Annotated in this window: 18 protein-coding genes; 7 read left to right on the top strand and 11 right to left on the bottom strand. The window is 64.1% G+C overall.

Annotated elements, in window-relative coordinates; translation table 11 throughout:
- Positions 1-18: 18 nt before the first annotated feature.
- The 3 genes from E8E75_RS09650 to E8E75_RS09660 form a co-directional block, all read right to left on the bottom strand.
- Entirely contained in the window at positions 19-594 is a 576-nt protein-coding gene (locus tag E8E75_RS09650) for a YceI family protein (protein WP_120653536.1), read from the bottom strand.
- 31 nt (positions 595-625) lie between these two features.
- Positions 626-1,180, bottom strand: a complete 555-nt coding sequence (locus tag E8E75_RS09655; RefSeq protein ID WP_120653537.1) for a cytochrome b — start codon at positions 1,178-1,180, stop codon at positions 626-628.
- Positions 1,181-1,414: 234 nt separating this feature from the next.
- On the bottom strand, positions 1,415-2,890 hold the full coding sequence (locus tag E8E75_RS09660; protein WP_153918762.1) for a flavin monoamine oxidase family protein: 1,476 nt from the start codon (positions 2,888-2,890) through the stop codon (positions 1,415-1,417).
- Between the two features lie 162 nt (positions 2,891-3,052).
- On the opposite strand from E8E75_RS09660, the gene E8E75_RS09665 reads away from it, so the two are divergent.
- Positions 3,053-4,459 (top strand): adenosylmethionine--8-amino-7-oxononanoate transaminase, encoded by a 1,407-nt coding sequence (locus E8E75_RS09665; protein ID WP_120653539.1) that lies wholly within the window; start codon positions 3,053-3,055, stop codon positions 4,457-4,459.
- 156 nt (positions 4,460-4,615) lie between these two features.
- Positions 4,616-5,335: a 16S rRNA (uracil(1498)-N(3))-methyltransferase gene (locus E8E75_RS09670; RefSeq protein WP_120653540.1), complete on the top strand. Its 720-nt coding sequence runs from the start codon at positions 4,616-4,618 to the stop codon at positions 5,333-5,335.
- 115 nt (positions 5,336-5,450) lie between these two features.
- Here E8E75_RS09670 and E8E75_RS09675 read toward each other — a convergent pair whose 3' ends face one another.
- The 8 genes from E8E75_RS09675 to pilG form a co-directional block, all read right to left on the bottom strand.
- Complete coding sequence (locus tag E8E75_RS09675; RefSeq protein ID WP_153918760.1) at positions 5,451-5,921, bottom strand: chemotaxis protein CheW; 471 nt, start codon at positions 5,919-5,921, stop codon at positions 5,451-5,453.
- A gap of 10 nt (positions 5,922-5,931) precedes the next feature.
- A complete protein-coding gene (locus tag E8E75_RS09680; RefSeq protein ID WP_120653542.1) occupies positions 5,932-6,951 on the bottom strand; it encodes a chemotaxis protein CheB in 1,020 nt (339 codons plus the stop codon).
- Positions 6,948-14,840: an Hpt domain-containing protein gene (locus E8E75_RS09685; RefSeq protein WP_153918758.1), complete on the bottom strand. Its 7,893-nt coding sequence runs from the start codon at positions 14,838-14,840 to the stop codon at positions 6,948-6,950. Before E8E75_RS09685 ends, E8E75_RS09680 begins: the two co-directional genes overlap by 4 nt.
- Before the next feature lie 9 nt (positions 14,841-14,849).
- Positions 14,850-15,710 (bottom strand): protein-glutamate O-methyltransferase, encoded by an 861-nt coding sequence (locus E8E75_RS09690; protein WP_120655302.1) that lies wholly within the window; start codon positions 15,708-15,710, stop codon positions 14,850-14,852.
- 62 nt (positions 15,711-15,772) lie between these two features.
- A complete protein-coding gene (locus E8E75_RS09695; protein WP_153918756.1) occupies positions 15,773-17,821 on the bottom strand; it encodes a methyl-accepting chemotaxis protein in 2,049 nt (682 codons plus the stop codon).
- Between the two features lie 139 nt (positions 17,822-17,960).
- Complete coding sequence (locus E8E75_RS09700) at positions 17,961-18,497, bottom strand: chemotaxis protein CheW (RefSeq protein WP_120653545.1); 537 nt, start codon at positions 18,495-18,497, stop codon at positions 17,961-17,963.
- Between the two features lie 55 nt (positions 18,498-18,552).
- Positions 18,553-18,918 (bottom strand): twitching motility response regulator PilH, encoded by a 366-nt coding sequence (gene pilH, locus E8E75_RS09705; RefSeq protein WP_077524194.1) that lies wholly within the window; start codon positions 18,916-18,918, stop codon positions 18,553-18,555.
- A 45-nt stretch (positions 18,919-18,963) separates the two neighbouring features.
- Positions 18,964-19,371 carry a twitching motility response regulator PilG gene (gene pilG / locus E8E75_RS09710; RefSeq protein WP_003455569.1) on the bottom strand — a complete coding sequence of 136 codons (408 nt, stop codon included), beginning with the start codon at positions 19,369-19,371 and terminating at the stop codon, positions 18,964-18,966.
- 267 nt (positions 19,372-19,638) lie between these two features.
- On the opposite strand from pilG, the gene gshB reads away from it, so the two are divergent.
- The 5 genes from gshB (at position 19,639) to pyrR (ending at position 23,206) form a co-directional block, all read left to right on the top strand.
- Positions 19,639-20,601 carry a glutathione synthase gene (gshB, locus tag E8E75_RS09715; protein WP_153918755.1) on the top strand — a complete coding sequence of 321 codons (963 nt, stop codon included), beginning with the start codon at positions 19,639-19,641 and terminating at the stop codon, positions 20,599-20,601.
- 56 nt (positions 20,602-20,657) lie between these two features.
- Positions 20,658-21,551: an energy transducer TonB gene (locus E8E75_RS09720; protein WP_120653547.1), complete on the top strand. Its 894-nt coding sequence runs from the start codon at positions 20,658-20,660 to the stop codon at positions 21,549-21,551.
- Positions 21,552-21,664: 113 nt separating this feature from the next.
- Positions 21,665-22,231, top strand: coding sequence for a YqgE/AlgH family protein (locus E8E75_RS09725; protein ID WP_153918753.1), 567 nt, complete (start codon positions 21,665-21,667; stop codon positions 22,229-22,231).
- On the top strand, positions 22,231-22,671 hold the full coding sequence (gene ruvX, locus E8E75_RS09730; RefSeq protein WP_120653549.1) for a Holliday junction resolvase RuvX: 441 nt from the start codon (positions 22,231-22,233) through the stop codon (positions 22,669-22,671). Before E8E75_RS09725 ends, ruvX begins: the two co-directional genes overlap by 1 nt.
- Positions 22,672-22,693: 22 nt before the next feature.
- Complete coding sequence (gene pyrR / locus E8E75_RS09735; protein ID WP_120653550.1) at positions 22,694-23,206, top strand: bifunctional pyr operon transcriptional regulator/uracil phosphoribosyltransferase PyrR; 513 nt, start codon at positions 22,694-22,696, stop codon at positions 23,204-23,206.
- Positions 23,207-23,239: the final 33 nt, after the last annotated feature.

Consider the following 23,239-nt stretch of genomic DNA (forward strand, 5'->3'; position numbering starts at 1 on the left):
TACTGCGGGAAAGCGAGCTTAGGAACGCACACCCTCGAAGGAGATGATCAGCTCGGCTTCCTGGGAGGCCGGGCCGAGGTCCTTCTGGATGGCGAAGTCCTTCAGCTTGATCGTGGTGGTGCCTTCGAAACCGGCACGGTAGCCGCCCCACGGATCGTCGCCCTGGCCAACGAACTTGGCCTTGATCACGACGGGCTTGGTCACGCCGTTCAGGGTCAGGTTGCCGGTCACGTCGGCAGTGCCCTGGCCGGTGGACTTGACCGAGGTCGACTCGAAGGTGGCGGTGGGGTTCTTGCTAACGTTCAGGAAGTCGCCGCTCTTGATGTGCTTGTCACGCTCGGCGTGGTTGGTATCAACGCTGGCGGTCTTCAGGGTGACCTTGATCTTGCTGGCCTCGGGGTTCTTCTCATCGAAGCTGAAGGTGCCGTCGAAATCCTTGAAGGTCCCGTAGATGTAGCTGTAGCCCAGGTGGCCGATCTTGAAGTTGACGAAGGCGTGCTGGCCTTCCTTGTCGATCACGTAGTCGGCGGCCATGGCCTGGCCAGCGAACAGTGCGGCACCGAGGGTCAGGGCAGCGAAGGTTTTCTTCAGCATCGGTGAATCTCCTTGTTGAAAGGTTGCAGCATTATTTGGCGGCGCGTCCGAGCATGCGGGTCAGGGTCGCGTCGCGGTCGATGAAATGGTGCTTGAGAGCGGCCAGGGCGTGTATACCGGCGAAAATCAGCAGGCCCCAGGCAAGGTATTCGTGGATGGCGCCGGCGACATCTTCCTGGTCAGGAATGGCGGTGAGGGTGGCGGGCACTTCGAACAGGCCGAACACGGCAATGCCACGGCCCTCGGCGGTGGAAATCAGGTAACCGGAAATCATCAGGGCGAAGAGGCCGACGTAGAGCACCAGGTGACCGACCTTGGAGCCCAGGCGGGTCATCGGGCCATGGTTGGGCAGTGCCGGCGGCGGCGGGCTGATGAAGCGCCAGGCCAGGCGCGCGACCATCACCAGGAACAGCAGGATGCCGATGCCCTTGTGGATATCAGGAGCGGTCTTGTACCAGCTGCTGTAGTAGTTCAGACCGACCATCCACAGGCCCAGGGCGAACAGACCGACGAAGACGATGGCCACACCCCAATGCAGAAGAACACTGACCAGGCCGAAGCGGGACGGAGAGTTACGCCATTGCATGAAATGAATCCTTGGAAACACAGGCTGGGTGAACGCGACTGATAAAGCCTAGCGGCTAATCTATCGAATTAAAGCGGAAAATTTCGCTTTGAAATATCGAGCAATACGATCATTTATAACGAATGGATCTTTGCAGGATTTTGTCGAAGGAACTGACTGAAAGTTCGTCAGCCGCTGCCGAAAGGCGCGGCGGAGGGGACCGGCGGCGGAAAGACCCGCCGCCGGAGGTGCAACTCAGTTGAACAGGCGGGAGAAGAAGCCCTTCTTCTCTGCCGTGGCAGCCGCCTTGGGCGTCGCTACAGGCTTGGCTTCGGCCACGGTTTCGACCGGACCCACGGCCTTGCCGGCCTTGAGGTCGGCCACCTGGGTGGCGGCGCGCTGGCCGCTGCGCAGGGCCCCTTCTAGGGTCCCTGGATACAGCGCATCGGTATGCTCGCCAGCAAATACCACGCGCCCCAGAGGCTGCTCCCACATGCGCCAGTAGAGGCTGATTTCGCCCGGCCCATAGGCCAGGTAGGCGCCACCGGCCAACGCATCCTTGCCGTAACGACGCAGTTCGAAGCCCTTGAACTGTTCGCGGGCGCCTGGGAAATGCTTGTCGAAGCGGATCAGCACCTGATCGACCATCTGCCGGTCGCCGAAAGCCTGCATCAGGCGGGCGTTGTCGCCGGACAGGTTGATCAGCAGGTTGGCGCCGCCCTTCAGGGCCGGCTCGACCCAGAGCATACCCAGCCCCTGGTCGCTATAGACCTCGCCGGAAAGGCGGCTCTTGCCCCATACCGGTTTCTTGAACTGCAGCAGCATCTGATCGCGCCAGCCGTAGTTGATGTCCTTCAGCGCGCGCAGCTGCAGGGCCGACAGAGAAGGCGTCATGCTGATCTTGCCCAGGGCCGGCAGCGGTACGGCAAGCACGACGTAATCAGCCTGGTAGCCAGCACCGCCGACCTTCACGGTCACGCCGTCCTTCTCCTGCACGATGGCGGAGACGCGGGCGTTGGTCTTGATGGTCTTGATCTGCTTGGCCATGGCCTGGGCCAACCCCTGGCTGCCGCCGGGCAGGCGAGCAGCGCGCATCTCGGTATCCGGCAGGCCACGATAGACGCGCGCCTGCTGGGCGAGGTAAAGCAGCGACAGACGCGACGGCTCGTCGTAGCGCGAGCGGATGCGCTGATCCACCAGGGCCTTGGCAGCCGGCGGCAGGCTCAGCTTTTCCAGCCAGCGCGCCACGCTAATGGAGTCGAGGGTCTGCAGGGTGTGATTGGCCAGCGGCTTCATCGGATCGTCGATCGAGGCGGCCAGGTCATCCAGGCTCTTGTCGAAACGCTTCAGGCCTTCGACGGTACTGGGCGCTTCCTTGAGCAGGTCGGCCTCGGAGAAGTAGCGACCGTTCACCAGGTAGCCTGGATTGCGCACGTATCCCGGCGCGGGCACGGCCTTCAGCTTGAACTGGTCGAGGTAACGATACAGGCTCGGCTGCAGCTTGGCGCTACCGACCCACTCGCTGGCGGCCAGGCCAGAGCGCCCGCCGATGCTCGGCTTGGCCTCCAGCACGGTGACCTGCCAGCCCTTCTGCTGCAGCTCGTAGGCCGAGGTCAGGCCCGCCATGCCGCCACCGATGACGATGGCCGTCGGCTGCTTGTCCTTGGCCAGCGCAGTCGCACTCAGCCCTCCCACTATGATCAGCGCCAAGGCGCGCCAGGCTGCTGGCATGAAAATCTCCCCCGGTAAAACAGTGTCGTTCTGAATTGGCGCGCAGGATACGCCAGCCCCGACGGCCCGAACAGACGTGCCTTCCGGGCGGCAGGCAGCGTCCTGCTTGTCCAGGGCGGAGGCATTGCATAGGCTTCGCCGATCGCTACAGGAGAACGACCCATGGGCCTCAATGCCGACTGGATGCAACGCGACCTCGCTGTGCTCTGGCACCCCTGCACCCAGATGAAAGATCACGAACGCTTGCCGGTGGTACCGATCCGCAGGGGCGAAGGCGTCTGGCTGGAGGACTTCGAGGGCAAGCGCTACCTGGATGCCGTCAGCTCCTGGTGGGTGAACGTCTTCGGCCACGCCAACCCACGTATCAACCAGCGCATCAAGGACCAGGTGGACCAGCTGGAGCACGTGATCCTCGCAGGCTTCAGCCACCAGCCGGTGATTGAACTGTCCGAGCGCCTGGTGAAGATCACCCCCAGGGGCCTGGACCGGGTTTTCTATGCCGACAACGGCTCCTCCGGCATCGAAGTGGCGCTGAAGATGAGCTATCACTTCTGGCGCAACCAGGGACTGGAACGCAAGAAGCGCTTCGTCACCCTGACCAACAGCTACCACGGGGAAACCGTTGCGGCGATGTCGGTGGGCGACGTCGCCCTGTTCACCGAAACCTACAAGTCGCTGCTGCTGGACACCCTCAAGGTGCCCAGCCCGGACTGCTTCCTGCGTCCCGACGGCATGGGCTGGGAGGAACACTCACGCGCCATGTTCGCCCACATGGAGCAGGCCCTGGCCGAGCACCATGACGAGGTCGCCGCCGTGATCGTCGAGCCGCTGATCCAAGGCGCCGGCGGGATGCGCATGTACCACCCGGTCTACCTCAAGCTGCTGCGGGAGGCCTGCGACCGCTATGGCGTGCACCTGATCCACGACGAGATCGCCGTCGGTTTCGGCCGCACCGGCACCATGTTCGCCTGCGAGCAGGCCGGTATTGCCCCGGACTTCCTGGTGCTGTCCAAGGCCCTGACAGGTGGTTACCTGCCAATGGCCGCAGTGCTCACCTCCGAGGCCGTGTACCAGGGCTTCTACGACGACTACCAGACCCTGCGAGCGTTCCTCCACTCGCACACCTACACCGGCAACCCGCTGGCTTGCGCCGCCGCCCTGGCCACTCTCGACATCTTCGAGCAGGACCGGGTGATCGAAGCCAACCGCAAGCTGGCGATGCGCATGACCACCGCAACCGCGCACCTGGCGGATCATCCGCACGTGGCAGAAGTGCGCCAGACCGGCATGGTGCTGGCCATCGAGATGGTCCAGGACAAGGCCAGCAAGGCGCCCTTCCCGTGGCAGGAACGCCGGGGACTGAAAGTCTTCCAGCACGCACTGGAGCGCGGCGCCCTGCTGCGCCCGCTGGGCAATGTGGTGTATTTCCTGCCGCCCTACGTGATCACCGAGGAACAGATCGACTTCCTTGCCGAGGTGGCCAGCGAAGGCATCGACATCGCCACCCGCGACTCGGTGAGCGTGCCGGTGGCGGCGGACCTGCACCCAAACCACCGCGATCCGGGCTGATCACCGCCTCTGCGCAGGTTAGGCCGAACTAGACGAGGCCCGACGATCCAGTCTTGAAACTCGATTGTTGGGCTTCGCTGCGCTCAGCACCAACCTACACGGCATCGCCGCCAGGCCTTAAACTGCGCGCCTTGTCCCACCTTTGTCCTAACGCCCATGCGCCTTTCCCGCTTTTTCATCGACGCCCCGCTCTCCCTCGGCCAGCACGAGCTGCCTGAGGCCCAGGCCCACTACATTGGCCGCGTCCTGCGCCTTGCCGCTGGAGATGCCGTACAGCTGTTCGACGGCTCCGGCCAGGAGTACCTCGGCGAACTGATCGAAGTGGGCAAGAAGTCTGTAAGGGTCGATCTGCGCGAGTCCTTCGCCGGTATGACTGAATCGCCTCTGCGGGTGCACCTGGGTCAGGGCCTGTCGCGTGGCGAACGCATGGACTGGGCGATCCAGAAGGCCACTGAACTGGGCGTGGCCGAGATCAGCCCGATCGTCAGCGAACGTTGTGAAGTGCGCCTGAAGGACGAGCGCGCCGACAAACGCCTCGCCCACTGGCGCCAGATCGCGATCAGCGCCTGCGAGCAATGTGGCCGGTCGGTACTACCGGTTATCCACGCGCCAATCACGCTAGGCGATTGGCAGCGCGACATTCAGGCAGATCTCAAGCTGGTCCTGCACCCGGTAGCCGAGCCCCTGGCCAGCCACGCCAGGCCGGGCAACCTGGCCTTCCTGATTGGCCCCGAGGGCGGGCTTTCCGAGGCTGAGGTGGATGCCGCAAAGGCAGCGGGCTTCCACGCCGCGCGACTGGGGCCACGGGTGCTGCGCACCGAAACGGCACCGGTAGTGGCGCTCAGTGTTGCTCAACAACTCTGGGGTGATTTCTAGCCCCATGCTCTGGCCAGGTTGGTCTGAGCTGCGCGAAGCCCAACGAGCGAAATAGCCGGAGAAATGCTGGGCCCCGTTGCACAAGGACCAACCCACGGCATTCAGCCCCGCTGAATCAGATCAAACCGGCATCGGCCAGCATCTGCTCCAGCGCTACAAGGTCGGGGATCTTCGCCACGTCGGTGCCGAGCTGCACCGAATCCAGCTCCAGCGCCGCCAGCGGCGCATTGGCACGGCGCACATCTTCTTCGAGCTTCAGCGAACGGGGAATACCTTGCAGCAACAAGGCAATGAACTTCACGTGCGGGCGACCGCCGAGGGCGTTGAGCACGGCCACCCGGGCACCTGAACCAACCTTCGCCTCACCACCGGCGGCGGCCTCGAAGGAGAGCAACGGCAGGCGCAGGTCGCGCCACGCCACCTGGCCCAGCAGCCAGGCCGGCAGTCCCGGTGTCGCCTGGGGAGCGCGATAGGGAATGAGTTCGGCCAACGCCACGTTGGGCACCAGCAGGGTACGGTCGGACAGCGGCAGCAGCAGCCCCGTAAGGCTGGCGGAACTGTTTTGGGTGGTAACGGCTTGGCTCATGTGAATTCCTTTAGCTGCACTGTGCGGCCAGATGTTCGACCAGCTTCGCTGCCAGCTCGCGCGGGTCGCCGCTGAAGCTGCTGTAGCCACCTTCGCGCAGACTGTCGGGCATGCTCGAGCAGGCGCAGCTCTCGGCGCTCTGTGTCCAGATCAGTCCACCTTGCCGGCGCAGGTAGGCAGCCGCGGCGCTGCCATCGCTCCCCATGCCGCTGAAGGCGATGACACCGCATTGGGCGCCGTAGTGCTGGGCCAGGTTGAGCATGGCCTGGTCGATGGACGGGCTGTAGGGCTCTGGCCAGGGGCGCTCGCTCACCTGCATCTGGCCGTCTTCGGTGAAATCCAGCTCACGGCTGATGGGCGCCACGACGACCTCGCCGCAGCGCACGGCATCGGCGTTACGAACCTGATTGACGTGCCACTGACTGTGGCGACCCACCGCCTGGGGCAGCGCGCCCTCGAAGCTGGGGTCGATGTGCTGGGCATAGATGAAGCCGATGGGCAGGCCACCGGGCAGGGCATCCAGGAACGCCTTGACCGCAGCCGGCCCGCCGAGGGAGGCGGCCAGCAGCCAAACCTGGCGTGCCGGCTCACCTGCCACCAGCGGTGTATCGGCCAGTGCCCTGGGCAATTCGAGACGCGCAGGACGCTGGGCATCCGCCAGCAGGCTCTCCAGGCTCGGCCCTACCGCCACCGCGGGGTCGCCGACGAGCTTCTTCAGCTTGCCGAACAGGCGCCGCTCCCAGCGCGGGTAGTGCTCGGAATGGCGTTCGGGAGCGTGGCCTTCGCCGAACAGGACCGGGGCGCTGGCATGTTCCAGCAGGCTGTCCACCAGGGGAGAGTCCTCGGACAGGGCCAGGTCCACCAGCCACAGGTCCGCCTCGCAGGCACCGAGGGCTTCGTCATCGAGGCGTGCCGGATCGCTGTTGAGTACGACCTGGTAGCCATTGCCGGTCAGAGCCTGCTGCAGCACATGGCGCTGCAGCGAAGTGTCGGCGAGCACGGCGATCCGTGCGGAAGTCTTCTCTGTCATGTCCGTTTGACCAGATGCTGGATGGATTCGAGCAGCAGCGATTCCTGGTAGGGCTTGCCCAGGTAGTCATTGACGCCGATGGCCATGGCGCGCTCACGGTGTTTCTCACCGGTACGCGAGGTGATCATGATGATCGGCAGGTCCTTCAGGCGTTCGTCGTGGCGGACCAGGGTCGCCACCTCGAAGCCATCCATGCGAGGCATCTCGATGTCCAGCAGCATGATGTCCGGACGCTGCTCCTGCAGCAGGGCGATGGCGTCCACCCCGTCCTTGGCGGTGAGTACGTTCATACCGTTGCGCTCCAGCAGGCGGCTGGTGACCTTGCGTACGGTCACCGAGTCGTCCACCACCATCACCAGCGGCGGACGTTCCAGATCCACCTCTGCCGGCAGGACTGTGGCGCTGGCCGAACGCAGTTGCGGCTGCACCAGGTGAGCGTGGCGCGTACGAATGGTCGCCAGCAGATCGAGGATCACGACCACGCGGCCATCACCGAGGATGGTGGCACCGGAGATACCGTGGACGCCGGCGAACTGCGGGCCGAGGCTCTTCACCACGATTTCGCGGGACCCCACAAGGGCGTCTACCTGCACGGCCACGGCGTGTTCGGAAGAGCGCACCAGAATCACCGGCAACGGCAGGCTCTGGCCCACCAGCTTGGGTTGCTGGCCGTTGTCCAGCAGGTCGCCCAGGTACTTCAGCTCGTAGTTCTGCCCGGCGTACTCGAAACGAGGCGCATCGGGCTGGTAGTAGGTTTCCAGCTCGTAGGGCGAAACACGCACGATGCCTTCGATGGTGTTCAGCGGGATTGCATAGAGGTCTTCGCCGGAAAGCACCATCAGCGCACGGTTCACCGACACGGTGAACGGAAGGCGGATAAGGAAGCGGCTACCCTCGCCCGGGATCGAGTCGATGCTCATGGTGCCACCGAGCTGCTTCACCTCGGAGTGCACCACGTCCATGCCGACGCCACGGCCGGAAATCTGGGTGACCTTGTCGGCCGTGGAGAAACCCGGTTCGAGGATGAACTGCAGCACTTCGTGGTCCGACAGGTCGGACTCCACGTCCATCATGCCGCGCTCGATCGCCTTGCGACGCACAGCTTCGAGCTTGATGCCGGCGCCGTCGTCAGCCAGGGTGAGGACAATGTCGCCACCCTCGCGGCCGAGATTCAGGCGGATGGTACCGCTCTCCGGCTTGCCGGCGGCGCGGCGCGCCTCGGCACTCTCGACGCCATGGTCGACCGCGTTGCGCAGCATGTGTTCCAGCGGCGCCACCATGCGTTCCAGCACGGTACGGTCCATCTCGCCTTCAGCGTTGCCGACGACGAATTCCACCTGCTTGTCGAGTTCGCTGGCCACTTGCCGGACGATACGGCGCAGACGGGGTACGAGGCGGTCGAAGGGCACCATGCGCGTACGCATCAGGCCTTCCTGCAACTCGGTGTTCACCCGCGCCTGTTGCAGCAGCAGGGTTTCCGCATCGCGGTTTTTCGCCGCCAGGGTTTCCTTGAGGTCGAGCAAGTCGGACGCGGACTCGAACAGCGCTCGCGACAGCTGTTGCAGCTGCGAGTGACGGTCCATTTCCAGCGGGTCGAAATCCTCGTAGCCAGCCCGCTCGGCTTCTGCCTGGTAGCGGCTGAGAATCTGCGCCTGGGTCTCGGTGTCGAGACGGCGCAACTGGTCACGCACCCGCTCGATGGTGGACTCCATCTCGCTCAAGGTGAAGCTGAAGTCGCTGACTTGCTGTTCCACCCGGCCACGGAAGATGGAGGTCTCACCCGCCAGGTTGACCAGGCCTTCGAGCAGTTCGGCAGGTACCTTCACCAGCTCCTGAGGCGCGCGACGCGCGGCGGCCTCCTGTGCGGCTTCACGGGCACGGTGAACGAACGGCAACACTCGTTCTTCACCGACCACCAGAGGCTGAACGCTGGCGGCGACGATTGGCGCGACCAATTGGGGCACTTCCGGCTGGTTCGATACGTGCGGCGGCGCCAGGTCTTCGGCGATGCTCTGATCGAGTTGCTGGCGCAGGTCTTCCAGCTCGGCCTGCAGACCTTCGTATCCCGATTGCACATCGAGGAACAGGCTTTCCGGCCAGGGTGCGCCCTGTTGCTGGGCCTCGACCAGGTGTTGTTCGAGATCGTGGGTGAGGTCGCCCAGGCGCTTCTGTCCGGCCAGCCGCGCACCGCCCTTGAGCGTGTGCAGCACGCGCAGAATCTCTTCCACATGGGCGCCGTCTTCGCGCGACTCCTCCCAGCGGCCGATAGCGGTTTCCATGGCCTCCAAGAGGTCGTCGGCCTCTTCCAGGAAGATGTCGAGGATATCTGCCTCGGCCACGGCTTCCAGGTCATCCGCGGCGGCAGGCTGCAGATGCACGGCACTCGGTACGCTCAACTGTTCGCTGGGATTGGTGCGCCAGCGCTGGATGGCGTCGATCAGTGCCTGCCCACCAGGCAAGGGGCGGCGTGCGCGCACCGCGTCGAGCATTTCGCTCAGACGGTCCTGGCAGGCCTGCAACAGACCGAACAGGGCCGGGCTGGCCCGCAGGCGACCGCCGCAAAGGCCTTCGTAGAGGAATTCCAGTTCATGGGCAAGGTCGCCGATGGGTCCGATCTCGGCCATCCGCGCACCGCCCTTGAGGGTGTGCAGGTCCCGTTGCAGGGACTCGACTTCCAGGCTGTTGTCCGGGTCCTCGATCCAGCGCTGCAGGGCGGCACCGGCACTGTCGAGGATGTCGAAACCCTCCTCGAGGAAGATTTCCACCAACTCCGGGTCCTGGTCGCTATCGAAGGGCTGGGGGGCGCTATAGGCGGCCGGCTCTTCAGCAACGCGCATTTCCAGCAACTCGGACAGGGACGTTTCGTCCATGACCTGGGTGGCTACATCCAGCTCCGACTCTTCAAGCTCTTCGTTGGCGGCTGCCAACGGCTCGCCCGGACCAGCGGCGTCTTCGTCGTCGAAATCCTGCTCGTCGAAGGCTTCGGCTTCGGGTAACGGCTGCACTACAGCGGCGGACAGGCTCTGCGCACCACCCTGGCGAAAGCCCCGAATGTCCTGGATCAACTGCAGCGGATCGGTCAGGGCGCGGCGGGCCTGGAGCTGTTCCAGCAGCGAAGCGAGGCAGTCGTGGCTCTTCTGCAGCAGTTCGGCCAGGCGCGGCGAATGGCTGTAGCGGCGGTCCACCAGACCTTCGTAGAGGGATTCCAGTTCGTGGGCGAGATCGCCGATGGGGCGGATCTCAGCCATGCGCGCACCGCCCTTGAGAGTGTGCAGGTCACGCTGCAGGGCCAGCAGGGCCGGTTTATTGTCCGGCTCACCGAGCCAGCGTTCCAAGGCCTTGCCGGCACTATCGAGGATGTCCACTGCCTCTTCGAGGAAGATCGACACCATCTCTTCGTCCAGGGCAGCCGGCACCTCATCCAGTGGCTCGGTCTCGGGCGCCTGTTCGGGATCGAAGGACGCCAGCTCGGGCAATGCCACTTCCTGCAGGGCCAGCGGCGCTTCCACCAGTTCGGGCAGCGGCGGGATGTCGTCGACGCGCGCCCAATCGGCGGCGTCCGCGTCCAGCTCCTCGATCTCCAGATCGGGGATGCCAGGCTCCAACAGCGCCAAGGCCGTCGGGTCGACCACGTCCTGCAGCAGGGTGCGCAGGGCCTGGGCACGCTCCGGCTGGGGCGTGACCTCCAGCGCTGCAGCGACCTGGTCCATCATGCCGATCAGGGCCTCGTGGGCAGCATCGGCTTCGCTGAAGAAGCGCTCGCTGACCGGCAGGCTGCCTTCGTCGACAGCGCCGTAGACATCCAGCAGGGCCTCGCAGAGTTCTTCGATCTGCGGCAGCTCGGCCATCTCGGCACCACGGCCGAGCGTATTCAGTTCTTCCAGCAGCGCGCCCAGTTCCTGGCGCTCGGCCGGGTGCTCACGCCAACGCCGCAGCAGATCTTCGGCGTCCAGCAGGATGTCCATGCCTTCCGCGAGGAACAGGGAGATCATCTGCGGATCGCGAGTCTCGCCCTTGTCATCACGGCGAGCGGCGCTGGCCGCGTCCAATCGGTCCTGATGCAGCTTCTGGATGCGCTCCAGCAGTTCATTGGTGCCGGGAATCGCCGCCAACGGCGTGATGTCGAGCTGGGCCACGCCCTGATGCAGGAGGTTCAGCGCCTCGCGCAGCAGCTCGGCCTCGGAAAGGTCGATGCTGAGCAGGTTGGTCTTGTATTCCTTGGCCAGTTTTTCCAGCGGCGTGGCGATCTCGGCGATCGGCAGGATGCCCGCCATGTGCGCGCTGCCCTTGAGGGTGTGCAGGGCACGCTGGAGGTCATCGTTGATGGTCTGTGGCAATTCGTGGTCGCAGGCCTTGATGAAGCCGGCGAGGGTTTCCAGGTGCAGTTCCGCCTCGTTACGGAAGATTTCCAGCAGTTGCGGGTCCAGCGCCTCGCCGGACTCGGTGATGACCGGAGCATGCGGCTCGCCCACGGGCTCGATGGCCTGATCTGAACCCGGGGCTTCAGATTTTGGGAGGAGTTGCCCCTTGGCCAGGGCGTGAGCCGTGGCGGCCAACTGGTCGACGTCATCACGCTGGCGCTGGGCCTTGCCGGCGTAGTCCTCGACCAAGGCGGGAAGCAGGTCGACCACATCCTGGACCACCTGGTAGACCGGCTCACTGGTCTCGATGCTGCGATCCAGCACGCGGTTGAGCAGGTTCTCCACCGACCAGGACAGTTCGCCAATGACCAGTGCACGCACCATGCGTCCACTGCCCTTGAGGGTGTGGAAGGCGCGGCGCACTTCGCCCAGGGCGTCACGGTCATTGCTATCGGCACGCCAGCGCGGCAGGTACTCGGCCAGGGTCTCCAGCACTTCGCCGGCTTCTTCGATAAAGACTTCCTGCAGCTCGTCGTCCACGGGTTCTTCGTCGGCTGGCGGTGGCAGCAGACTCGGCGGCACCTCGCGGGCCGGCGGATTGAAGGCGGGCACCGGGGCTGCCATGACTTCGGCCAGCGACAGCGGCCGTTCCGCAGGCTCTTGCACCGGCGCTTCCTCCGGTGCGCTGGGCAACTCCACTTCCGGCAGGCCAAGTTCGGCGAGGGCGGCTTCGTCCCACTCCAGCGGAGCCGGCAGGTCCTCCAGGTTCATGGCTTCCAGCTCGACTACCGGTTCGGCGTCGGGCAGGGTATCCAACTCGTCGAAGTCCAGGCTCGGCAGCGCCTCGAGGTCGGCTTGCGGCATTTCCAGCGCCGGCTGATCACCAGGCAGGGCCGGCGGGAGTTCTTCCAGGTCGGCGAGGTCGAAGCTCGGCAACGGCTGGTTCTCGTCGAACTCCAGCGGCGTGTCGAGGCTGAAGTCGAGCAGTTCGCCGTCCTCCGCCAGCGGCTCCTCGGCCAAGGCGGGCAGGCTGTCCAGCTCGGCCAGATCAAAGCTGGGCAGGACCTCGTCACCCTTTATCGGCTCGAGTTCCAGGCTCGCAACGGCCTCGGGCTCCAGCGGAGTGTCCAGGCTGAGTTCGATGGTATCAGCCGCCTGCTCGGCCTCCAGCGCGTCCAGACTCCAATCGTCTTCGGAGAGCAGCAGTTCGCTTTCGGCAGTAGGTAGCTCGGCCGAAAGCTCCAGGGGAGCATCCAGGCTCAAGTCGATGCTTTCGGCGGCGGGTTCGGTCTCCAGCTCGCCCAGGCTCCAGTTGTCATCAGAGACCAGCAGTTCGCTCTCGGCGACCGGAACTTCAGCAGCAGCCAGTTCCAGCGGCGCGTCCAGGCCGAGGTCGATAGCTTTGGCGGCCGGCTCTGCCTCAAGGTCGTCCAGGCTCCAGCTATCATTGGATGCGGTCAGTTCACTTGCAGCAGTTGGCGTTTCAGTCGCAGCAGCCAATTCCAGCGGTGCGTCCAGGCTGAGATCGATGCTATCGGCGGCCGGCTCGGCCTCAAGCTCTCCCAGGCTCCAGTTGTCATCGGAAACCAGCATTTCGCTCTCGACGGCCGGTGTTGCGGCATCGCCAAGCGGTTCGGGTTCTACATCCAGGCCGAGGTCGACGCCATCGGCGGCCGGCACGAACGAGAATGCCTCGGGCATCACCGCTTCCGGCTCGTCTTCAGGATCAAGATGCTGGTGCAACTCCGACTCTTCGGCCGCCAGCACTTCGATTTCCTGAAGCGGATTGACCAGGGGGGCCGGGGCCTCGCCCTCATCCACCCGATCGAGGATGGATGGCTTTTCCTTCAACGGGTAACCCAGGGATTCCAGGCTTTCCTCGGCCACGTCGAGGATCAGGTCGCCCTGGGCAGCATGGTCCTCGGATAGGCGTTCGAGGTAGTACTCCACGCTGGTGATGGCATCGGCCAGGGTATCCAGGCTCTGCCAGTTGGGCACGGCCTTGCGGGCCAGCAGCTGTTCCTGGATGTAGCGGTTGCAGGCTTCCAGCAGGGCGGCGGCGCGCGGTAGCGGAATCATCGCCAGACCGCCTCGCGCCTGGGTCAGCAGCTCCGGGACGCGAGCCAGGTGCTCATGGTTCCACTGCGAAGCGATGAACTCGATAATCGCGTCCTTGGCCTGTTCCAGGCCATTGCGCGCCTCCTTGATGACCAATTGGTGAATCTGCGCCACGTCGGTGCTGGGCAGGTGGCTTTCTTCCGCAGCGCCTTCGTCCGCCGGACCGACCATGCCGGCCAGGGTGGCTTCGACGTAGAGCAGCGCGCCGGCGACATCCATCAGTACCGCGTCGCTGGGCTCACGCTGGCCAAGCGACAGGCCGTGAATAACGTCGATCTGATCGAGGATGACCTTGCGCGGCTGGCCGAAGCCCAGCACCGCCAGGGTGTCGGCGATCTGCTTGAGCGGCGGCAGCAGGGAGTCCAGTTCGGCGACCCCACTGCGGTCGCTGCGAACGAAGAGGTCGAGGCTGTCCTTGACCCGCACCAGCTCCTCACAGAGCGCAGTAACCACTGAGCGCATGGCATCGCGGTCGGGGCCGGCAAGGCGGGCGCGTTCCTCGTCTACCACGGCGGTGTCGGGCAGGGCTTCATCGAGGCGATAGCGCTCCTTCAGGGCGCGGATACGCGGCGACTGGGCCGGAGCCTTGGCGATATAGAACAGCAGGTTTTTCACCAGGTCTTCCGGAGCGGCCTGGTTGAAACCATCGGCGCCCTGTTCAAGCAGGCGCTTGAGCTCCTTGTCCACTTGGCGCAGCAGGTTGCGCACCGAGGAACCGTTGACCACCGAGCCATTGGCCAGGCCTTCCACCAGGCCCGAGGCGATCTGCCAGAGTGGGCCGAGAGGCGCGTCCTGGCAGAGTGATTCGAGGCGCGCGAACACTCGCGCCATGTAGCCGAGGTTGGCGGCCAGGTCCTGGTTGCGGATTACACCGACCAGGGCGGTTTGCAGCATCTGCCGCAGCTTGCGCAGGAGGACCGGTAGTTCGGCAGTACGCATGCGCGCCAAGGTGTCCATCGACAGCGCAGGCAGCATGCTGGAAAGGTCCGGCGCGAACAGACTGGTTTCCGAGAGCAGGTTGTCGCCGCGGGCGGCACGCAGGTCGTTGAGCAGCGGGAGCAGGACCATCGGCAAGTCACGACGGGCGCTCTGGATGCGGTCCAGGTAGGGAGGCAGCTGCAGGATGGCCTGCATCAGCACTTCCAGGGCCTCGCCCCGGTTGGCCGCTCGGCCTTCCATCAGCGCCTGGGCCAGTCGCTCCATTTCCTCGGCGAGCAGGGCCGCGCCATAGAACTCGACCATCTGCAGCGTGCCCTGGACCTGGTGGATATAGGTCAGGCAGAAACGCATGCGCGTCGGGTCCTGCGGGTTCTCGACGAAGGCCTCGAGGGCCTGCCGTGCCTGCTTCAGGGTTTCCGCGATCTCGCCCTTTACCCACTCGAGGGCAACGTAGTCGTGCCGATCAGTCATAGCCGTCTGCTATCCCTTCCGGGTGAATGCCAGAACCTGTTCATTGGCCACCGGCTCAAGGTCCGGATGTTGCCAACCTAATACTTCGCCCACGCCCAGCACCATCAGGCCTCCCGGCGCCAGGCTCTCGGCCAGGCGATTGAGAATTTCCCGACGGCGCCAGCGGCGGAAGTAGATCAACAGGTTCTGACAGAAAATTACGTCCATGCCGGACATTGGCGCCTTGGCCAGTTCCAGCACATTGAGCCGGGCACAGCACACCCGTGCGGCCAAGCTCGGCACTATCTTGTAGCGACCATCGTCCTGGGCCTGGAAATAGCGCTCGGTAAGCGCTTTTTCCAGTTGTTCCAGGCGGCGGGCGCCATACAGGCCCTCACGGGCCTTGGCCAGGGCATTGAGGCTGATGTCGGTGCCGGTGACGCCGAAATACTCCGGCTGCTCGGTGCCGCCCAGCGCCTCGGCCGCCACCATGGCCAGGGAATAGGGTTCTTCACCGCTGGAGCAACCCACGCTCCAGATCTCCAGGGGCCTTGCCAAGCCACCTTCGACACGCCCACGCAGGTAATTCGCAAGCAGTTCGAAGGATGCCGGGTGGCGGAAGAATCGAGTCTCCTGCACGGTCAGGCGATCCAGCAGGGTCGACCATTCCACCGCGCCACGCGGCCCGTCGGTGACCTGGCGGTAATAGCTGGCGTAGTCCTGGACCCCCAGCTCGCGCATGCGCGCGCTGAGATTGGCCTGGAGGAAGGACCGACGCTGGTCGCTGACCACCACGCCGGTGCGTTCCTCGAGTAGCTTCTGCCAGTCGTGAAACTCGGCTGTCGTCATGTCGGCCAGGGGTTTCAAGGCCCAGACGCCGCCCGACTGCATGCTGTCGTGCCCTTGATTCATGGCCATCGTGCCGCGACCTCAGGCCGCGGCGCCTCCCCTGGTCAGGCTATGTCCTGAGCTTCCGGCAGCTTGAAGCCGGAAACCGACTTGCGCATCTCGCTCGCCATCTTCGCCAGGTTGCCGATGCTCTTCGCGGTGGCGGTGGTACCGGCAGAGGTCTGCGAGGTGATCTCCTGAATCACGTTCATGGTGTTGGAGATATGGCCGGCGGAGGACGCTTGCTGACGAGCGGCGTTGGAGATGTTCTGGATGAGCGCCGCGAGGGTCTTGGATACCTTCTCGATCTCTTCCAGAGCCACACCGGCGTCCTGGGCCAGGCGAGCACCACGGACCACTTCGGAAGTGGTCTGCTCCATGGAGATAACCGCTTCGTTGGTGTCGGTCTGAATGGTCTTCACCAGCGCCTCGATCTGCTTGGTCGCGGCGGAGGAACGTTCTGCGAGGCGCTGTACCTCGTCCGCTACCACGGCGAAGCCGCGGCCCGCGTCACCGGCCATGGACGCCTGGATCGCAGCGTTAAGGGCGAGGATGTTGGTCTGGTCGGCGATGTCGTTGATCAGGCTCACGATGTCACCGATCTCCTGGGACGATTCACCGAGGCGTTTGATCCGCTTCGAGGTGTCCTGGATCTGCTCACGGATGTTGTCCATGCCGGTGATGGTGTTGTGCACCACTTCGTTGCCCTTGTTGGCGATGGCTACGGAGCGTTCCGCTACCGCCGAGGACTCGGAGGCGTTCGCCGATACCTGGTCAATGGACACGGCCATCTCGTTGATCGCGGCAGAGGCGCCGGCAATTTCCTGGGCCTGGTGCTCGGAAGCCTCGGCCAGGTGCATGGCGGTGGCCTGGGTTTCCTGGGCGGCGGCGGCCACCTGCACGGCAGTCAGGTTGATGGTTTCAACCAGCTCGCGGAGCTGGTCGATGGAGTAGTTGATGGAGTCCGCAATCGCACCGGTGAAGTCCTCGGTCACGGTCGCTGCCACGGTCAGGTCACCGTCGGCGAGGTCGGCAATTTCGTCGAGCAGACGCAGAATCGCCGCCTGGTTACGTTCGTTCTTCGCGGCGGTTTCGGCCAGTCGGCTACGGGTGCTCTGTACCATCACCAGGCCGATGAGGATGATCGCGCCCAGTGCGAGGGCGCCCAGCACGTAACCGGCCAGGGTGTTCAGGCCACGGCCATTGGCCAGGTTCTCGAAGCCGGTGGTCAGGGCGGACGCCTTGTCCAGCAGGGTCTGGGAGCCAGTGAAGATGGTGTTGGCGGATTCACGAACCTGGAAGAGTTCCGGCGAGGTCTCGAGGATCTCGTCCACCGAACCAGAAACGAATTCGAAGAGTTCGGAAATCTCCTGCAGGCGCTCCAGCGCCTCGGTGTTGGTGACCTTGGAGATATCCATCGCCGCGTTGCCTTCGAGCATCGCGTTCAGTACGCGGCCGAACAGGCTGGCGTCACGACCGAACATGTCGGCGGCCTGCACCGAATCTTCGTCACCGGCCAGAACCTTGTTCACCGAACCCAGGATACGTTCTGCCAGCAGCGACTGGCGTTGGGCCACGGAAACCTGGCTGGCGGGCGCGCCGCTTTCGAGGAGGATGTCCACGACTTCCTCGTACTCGACCTGCAGCTGCGGAATGGTTTCTGCAAGGGTGGCGGCTACCTGGTGCAGGGACAGTACGGTCTGTTCGCTGGCCAGGATGGCGTCGGCGTTCTTGCGCAGGCTGTCCCAATCCTTCTGCACCGTATCCACTTCGCCCTTCACGGCAACAGGTGCGGCAGGCAGGCCGGTAGAGGCGTCGCCCTTGACCAGGAAATTCCAGCGCTTCTCGAAGTCGTTACGCGCGTCTTTCAACAGGGCGAAGGCCTCGGCCTTGCCCGCCGCGGCCTCGGTGGAGTTCTTGGCGATACGCTGGGACAGCACGCGCAGCTCGCCTGCGTGGCTGATGTATTCCTTGTCGTAGTTCGCCTGGGTGTTGAGGTACGCGAAGTTCGCGAACAGCAGCACGATGGCGATGATCAGGACCACGAAGAGTCCAGCGATCAGCGACGTACTGCGCACCCCTGAAAACAGATTGCCTGCGTTTAGTCTTTTCATTATCGGGCCCCCGCCTGGACCAACCACTTTATTCCCATGTAACGCCAAAGGGCCGGCAAAGCCGGCCCAACCTTGAAGTCACGGCCCCGGGGTTCTGCCTCTGGGACCGATACAGGGCGCTGGGCGCCCTGCGTAATAACTAGACAGCTACCTCGAGGAACTCCTGGTGCTGTGCGAGTGCGTGCGGGCTGAATACCAGCCAGGGCTGCTCGCGATGGAAAACACCATGGATGAAGGGCTGGATACTGGCCTCCAGGGGAGGCAACTCCTCGCTGAAGGAATCCACCAGGAAATGCTGCATGCCGAAGACTTCGTCGACGATCAGCCCGGCGAAGATCTCCTGGTGGTCCACCACCAGGACGCGGCGCTGCTTGCGCAGGGGCGACAACTCGCTGCCGAAGAAACCGCATAGATCCATGACCGGCAACAGGCGTCCGCGCACGTTGGAAACGCCCTTGACCCAGGTCTTCACACCGGGAAGCGAAGTGTGGCGCGGCTCGTGCAGCACTTCACTGACCTCGCCCATAGGCGCCACGAACAGGCGCTCGCCCATTCGGAAACCAATGCCGCTCCAGCTCTGCACCACCTGCTGTTGCGCAGGCAGGCCCGCCGCCAGCGCGCGACAGCGCTGGTCGATTTCGAACAGGAGCTGGAAGGGAGTCTGCGAATCCGACATGACGACCGGCCTTGGCCTTTTTCTAATAATTATCTTGCAGGGACCGGCTCGGCATTCAACCGGCCAGTACTGCGCTCAGGGTCTTGATCAGGGTGTCTTCTTCAATCGGTTTGGTCAGGTAATCCTTGGCGCCCTGACGCTTGCCCCAGACCTTGTCGGTCTCTTGGTCCTTGGTGGTAACGATGATCACCGGGATGTGGCTGGTTTCGGCGTCCTTGGTCAGCTGACGGGTCGCCTGGAAACCATTGAGGCCGGGCATCACGATGTCCATCAGGACGGCATCCGGCTTCTCCTGGCGGGCCAGGGCCACGCCATCGGCGCCATTCTCGGCCTTGAGTACCTGGTGACCGTGCTTCTCGAGCATGGCGGTCAACTTGTACATCTCGGTAGGCGAGTCATCAACAATCAGAATTCGAGCCATGGTGTTCCCCATACGGAAAGGCTTCACCGGCCATAAGGCCGGACTTCAGGAGGCTTGCTCCACCGGGGTGAAATCGGGGACGTGAGTCTTGATCGCGCCGAGCAGCTCTTCCTTGCTGAAAGGCTTGGTGAGGTACTGATCGGAACCGACGATGCGACCCTTGGCCTTGTCGAACAGGCCGTCCTTGGAGGACAGCATGATCACCGGGGTGGATTTGAAAGCACTGTTGTTCTTGATCAGGGCGCAGGTCTGATAACCGTCCAGGCGCGGCATCATGATGTCGACGAAGATGATGTTCGGGTGGGAATCGGCGATCTTGGCCAAGGCGTCGAAACCATCAACTGCAGTGATGACCTCGCACCCCACTTTCTTGAGCAGAGTCTCGGCTGTGCGACGAATCGTTTTCGAATCGTCGATCACCATGACCTTCAAACCCTCGGAATGCTGTTCCATGTTCGCCCTACCATCGCCTCGGTGAGTCGTTATTCTGCTTTATATATGTGCCTGAGGCCCTACAACCGACGGGCTGCGACCCAATCGTCGGGCATTTTTAGCACAGTCTCCAGACGCAAGCTACACGGCGTCCGCATCTGCCTCACCTCCCCTGTCGAGGAAGGTTTTTCCCTTGACCGCAATCAATGCCGGCGCCACCCTGAGCGCCTTATCCAACCGGCCCGCCTGCCTTGGCGCGCCCCTTGAAACCTGTTGCGGAGACCCCCCATGAGCGTTCGCCTCGGGATCGTCATGGACCCCATTGCGCAAATCTCCTTCAAGAAGGACAGCTCCCTGGCCATGCTACTGGCCGCCCAGGAGCGCGGCTGGTCGCTGTTCTATATGGAGCAGCAGGACCTATACCAGAAAAACGGTGAAGCTCGCGCGCGCATGCGCCCACTGAAAGTTTTCCTCGACCCCGAACACTGGTTCGAACTGGAGGCCGAGGCTGACACCCCGCTTGCCGAGCTGGACGTGATCCTGATGCGCAAGGACCCGCCCTTCGACAACGAGTTCGTCTACTCCACCTACCTGCTGGAACAAGCCGAGCGGGCCGGCGTGCTGGTGGTGAACCGCCCGCAGAGCCTTCGCGACTGCAACGAGAAGTTCTTCGCCACCCTGTTCCCCGAGTACACGCCGCCAACCGTGGTCAGCCGACGAGCGGACATTCTGCGCGAGTTTGCCGAAGAACAGCGTGACATCATTCTCAAACCCCTGGATGGCATGGGTGGTTCCTCGATTTTCCGTCACCGCGCCGGAGACCCGAATCTCTCGGTGATCCTGGAAACCCTGACCGCCCACGGTAGCCAGCAGATCATGGCGCAGGGCTACCTGCCGGCGATCAAGGACGGCGACAAGCGCATTCTGATGATTGACGGCGAGCCGGTGCCCTACTGCCTGGCGCGCATTCCGGCTGCCGGCGAAACCCGCGGCAACCTGGCCGCAGGCGGTCGTGGCGAGGCCCGTCCGCTGACCGACCGCGACCGCGAGATCGCCACCGCTGTCGGCCCGACCCTGCGGGAGAAAGGCCTGCTGTTCGTCGGCCTGGACGTGATCGGCGAGCACCTCACGGAGATCAACGTCACCAGCCCCACCTGCATTCGCGAGATCGACAAGGCCTACGACACACGCATCGGCGAACGATTGATGGATGCGATCGCCCGCAAGCTCGAGGCGCGGAGTGCTTCATAGACTTTTATGCGGACGCTCGGCAGACTGCGCCGCTATCTGAAGCAAGCTGACTGTCGATGAACGCAGCCGTGAATACCTCCACCGAACTGTCCGCCGGCGTCCGCCCGGCGGATCGGTTGGGCTTTACCCTGTTCCTCGCCGCCGTGTTGCACGTCGCGCTGATTCTCGGCGTCGGTTTTACCGTTGCCGACCCGCAGCAAATCAGCAAGACCCTGGAAATCACCCTCGCGACTTTCAAGAGCGAAGAGAAGCCGAAGAAAGCCGACTTCCTCGCCCAGGCCAACCAGCAGGGCAGCGGGACGCTGGAGCACAAGGCCAAGCCGAAGACCACCGAGCAGGCGCCGTTCCAGGACAAGGAAATCCGCAAGACGACGCCACCTGCCGCCCCGCCCCAGGCGCCAAAGAAAGAAGCCCAAAAGGCAGCGGTGGCAACCAAGAGCCCGCAGCAGCAGAAGACCACGGTCAAGCGTGAGCAGACCAAGCCACAACCCGACAGTACGCCGGCACCATCCTTCGACAGCTCACAGCTGTCTGCCGAAATCGCCAGCCTCGAAGCGGAACTGGACAAGGAGCGCCAGCTCTATGCCAAGCGCCCACGCATCCACCGCCTCAACGCGGCCTCGACCATGCGTGACAAGGGCGCCTGGTACAAGGAGGAGTGGCGCAAGAAGATCGAGCGCGTCGGCAACCTCAATTATCCGGAAGAAGCCCGCCGCCAGCGCATCTACGGCAACCTTCGACTCCTGGTTTCAATCAACCGCGACGGCACTCTCTACGAAGTGCAGGTGCTGGAATCATCCGGCCAGACGGTACTGGACCAGGGTGCCATGCGCATCGTGCGCCTCGCGGCGCCCTTCGCGCCTTTCACCGGCGACCTGGCGGACATCGATCGCCTGGAAATCATTCGCACCTGGCGTTTCGAGCGCGGCGACCGCCTGTCGAGCAATTGAGAGCGGCAACTGCGTCTAGGCTCTAGGCTTCTATTCAGCGCCCCGCGACACAGGCGCTCACGCCTCAGCCTTGCCGCTTGAAGCCTGCCGTCTTAAGCCTGAAACTAGCCGACATGAAAAGCGCACCGAGCTACCTCAAGCACCACTTCCTGATCGCCATGCCGCACATGGCCGATCCGAACTTCGCCCAGACCGTCACCTACCTGGTGGAACACAACGAGCAGGGTGCGATGGGCCTGGTGATCAACCGCCCCAACGGCCTCAGCCTGAGCGATGTGCTCGAACAGCTGCGCCCGGAATTCACCCCGCCAGCAGGTTGCCAGGGCCTGCCGATCTACGCCGGCGGCCCGGTACAGACTGACCGCGGATTCGTCCTGCATCCGAGCGGCCACAGCTTCCAGGCCACCCTGGAACTCGGCGAACTGGCACTTTCCACTTCCCAGGACGTTCTCTTCGCCATCGCCGATGGCGGCGGCCCGCAGAAGTGCCTGGTCGCGCTCGGATATGCCGGCTGGGACGCCGGCCAGCTGGAAGCTGAGCTCAGCGACAACGCCTGGCTGACCTGCCCAGCCGACCAGGCCATCCTCTTCGAAACTCCGTCTGAACAGCGCCTGTCGGCTGCCGCTGCGCGACTGGGCGTGAATCTAAGCCTGCTCACCGCCCAGGCCGGGCACGCCTGATGGCCGACTCGAAACCCCTGCGTCTGCTGCTCGGCTTCGACTACGGCACCAGACAGATCGGCGTAGCCGTGGGCCAGGCTGTGACCGGCCAGGCCCGCGAGCTGAAAGTGTTGAAAGCCCAGAATGGTGTACCGGACTGGCAGCAGGTCGAATCCCTGATCCGTGAATGGCAACCCGATGCCATCGTCGTCGGCCTGCCGCTTAACATGGATGGCACACCCAGCGAAATGAGCGCCCGCGCGGAAAAATTCGCCCGGCGCCTGAATGGCCGCTTCAATCTGCCGGTATTCACTCACGACGAGCGCCTGACCACCTTCGAGGCCAAAGGCCAGAGACTGGCCCAGGGGCAGCGCGACGGCTACCGCGAGCGTCCGGTGGATGCTCTGGCTGCCGCCCTGCTGCTGGAAGGCTGGCTGGCCGAAAACTCCGCAACTTCCTGATTCCAGAACGCGAGGACCGCCGATGACCCTGCCCAAGCCCGCCGAGCTGCTGCCGAGGATGGCCAGCGACCTGAAAGCCCACCTGAAGTCCCGCGCCATCGCCGAGCCCCGCTACATAGGCATTCGCACCGGCGGCGTGTGGGTCGCCCAGGCTTTGCTGGAGCAACTGGGCGTATCGGGCCCGATGGGCACCCTGGACGTATCCTTTTATCGCGACGACTTTACCCAGAGCGGTCTGCATCCGCAGGTGCGCCCCTCAGAGCTGCCTTTCGAGGTCGAAGGCCAGCACCTGGTGCTGATCGACGACGTGCTCATGAGTGGTCGCACCGTACGCGCCGCCCTCAACGAGCTCTTCGACTACGGCCGCCCGGCCAGCGTGACATTGGTGTGCCTGCTCGACCTCAATGCCCGCGAGCTGCCGATCCGCCCGGATGTGGTCGGTGCGACCCTGTCCCTGGGCGCCACGGAACGGGTAAAATTGCTCGGCCCCGCGCCGCTCACCCTCGAGCGTCAGGACCTCGCTTCACCCGCCTGACCTCCCGATTTCTCGTAACCTTTCAGGGCCTGC

Origin of the sequence: Pseudomonas sp. BN606, assembly GCF_029873115.1 — a bacterium.
Classification (GTDB): domain Bacteria; phylum Pseudomonadota; class Gammaproteobacteria; order Pseudomonadales; family Pseudomonadaceae; genus Metapseudomonas.

Coding starts and splice junctions, on each gene's coding strand:
- E8E75_RS09680 (WP_120653542.1), bottom strand. CDS start 6,951: ATGACAGAGAAGACTTCCGCACGGATCGCCGTGCTCGCCGACACTTCG.
- E8E75_RS09675 (WP_153918760.1), bottom strand. CDS start 5,921: ATGAGCCAAGCCGTTACCACCCAAAACAGTTCCGCCAGCCTTACGGGG.
- E8E75_RS09670 (WP_120653540.1), top strand. CDS start 4,616: ATGCGCCTTTCCCGCTTTTTCATCGACGCCCCGCTCTCCCTCGGCCAG.
- E8E75_RS09685 (WP_153918758.1), bottom strand. CDS start 14,840: ATGACTGATCGGCACGACTACGTTGCCCTCGAGTGGGTAAAGGGCGAG.
- E8E75_RS09660 (WP_153918762.1), bottom strand. CDS start 2,890: ATGCCAGCAGCCTGGCGCGCCTTGGCGCTGATCATAGTGGGAGGGCTG.
- pilG (WP_003455569.1), bottom strand. CDS start 19,371: ATGGAACAGCATTCCGAGGGTTTGAAGGTCATGGTGATCGACGATTCG.
- gshB (WP_153918755.1), top strand. CDS start 19,639: ATGAGCGTTCGCCTCGGGATCGTCATGGACCCCATTGCGCAAATCTCC.
- ruvX (WP_120653549.1), top strand. CDS start 22,231: ATGGCCGACTCGAAACCCCTGCGTCTGCTGCTCGGCTTCGACTACGGC.
- E8E75_RS09665 (WP_120653539.1), top strand. CDS start 3,053: ATGGGCCTCAATGCCGACTGGATGCAACGCGACCTCGCTGTGCTCTGG.
- pilH (WP_077524194.1), bottom strand. CDS start 18,918: ATGGCTCGAATTCTGATTGTTGATGACTCGCCTACCGAGATGTACAAG.
- E8E75_RS09695 (WP_153918756.1), bottom strand. CDS start 17,821: ATGAAAAGACTAAACGCAGGCAATCTGTTTTCAGGGGTGCGCAGTACG.
- E8E75_RS09720 (WP_120653547.1), top strand. CDS start 20,658: ATGAACGCAGCCGTGAATACCTCCACCGAACTGTCCGCCGGCGTCCGC.
- E8E75_RS09650 (WP_120653536.1), bottom strand. CDS start 594: ATGCTGAAGAAAACCTTCGCTGCCCTGACCCTCGGTGCCGCACTGTTC.
- E8E75_RS09690 (WP_120655302.1), bottom strand. CDS start 15,710: ATGCAGTCGGGCGGCGTCTGGGCCTTGAAACCCCTGGCCGACATGACG.
- E8E75_RS09700 (WP_120653545.1), bottom strand. CDS start 18,497: ATGTCGGATTCGCAGACTCCCTTCCAGCTCCTGTTCGAAATCGACCAG.
- E8E75_RS09655 (WP_120653537.1), bottom strand. CDS start 1,180: ATGCAATGGCGTAACTCTCCGTCCCGCTTCGGCCTGGTCAGTGTTCTT.
- pyrR (WP_120653550.1), top strand. CDS start 22,694: ATGACCCTGCCCAAGCCCGCCGAGCTGCTGCCGAGGATGGCCAGCGAC.
- E8E75_RS09725 (WP_153918753.1), top strand. CDS start 21,665: ATGAAAAGCGCACCGAGCTACCTCAAGCACCACTTCCTGATCGCCATG.